At 70.1% G+C, this 388-nt stretch carries 1 pseudogene; it reads right to left on the bottom strand.

Annotation, left to right across the window (positions count from 1 at the left end):
* Positions 1-388: pseudogene (locus tag GVN67_RS29535) on the bottom strand (hypothetical protein); the annotation flags it as partial.

Raw genomic sequence — 388 nt, 5'->3', positions numbered from 1 at the left:
GTCCCGGATCGTAGCCGCACCAGCGCGCCACGGCCTCGAGGTCGCGGCGGGAGGAGGGCAGGAGGTCGGAGGCCTTGCCGTTCCAGATGACGTTGGCGGACCGGATGCGGCTGGCAAGCCGCCAGGCTTCGGCCAGGAGCCGGGCGTCGGCGCCATCCAGCAGGCCAAGTTCCGTGGCGGCTGCCAGTGCCTCCAGCGTGGACGTGGTCCTCAGCTGCGGATGCTTCCCGGCGTTCTGGAGTTGCAGCAACTGCACCAGCCACTCGACATCGCTGAGGCCGCCGCGGCCCAGTTTGAGGTGGCGTGCAGGGTCGGCGCCGCGTGGCAGCCGCTCGGATTCCACGCGCGCCTTGATGCGCCTGATTTCGCGCACGTCCTGTTCCGATAC

Source organism: Roseomonas sp. 18066 (assembly GCF_902706185.1).
Classification (GTDB): Bacteria; Pseudomonadota; Alphaproteobacteria; order Acetobacterales; family Acetobacteraceae; genus Pseudoroseomonas.
The sequence above is the reverse complement of the archived record's forward strand: the minus strand, read 5'-3'. Positions and strand labels throughout refer to the sequence as shown.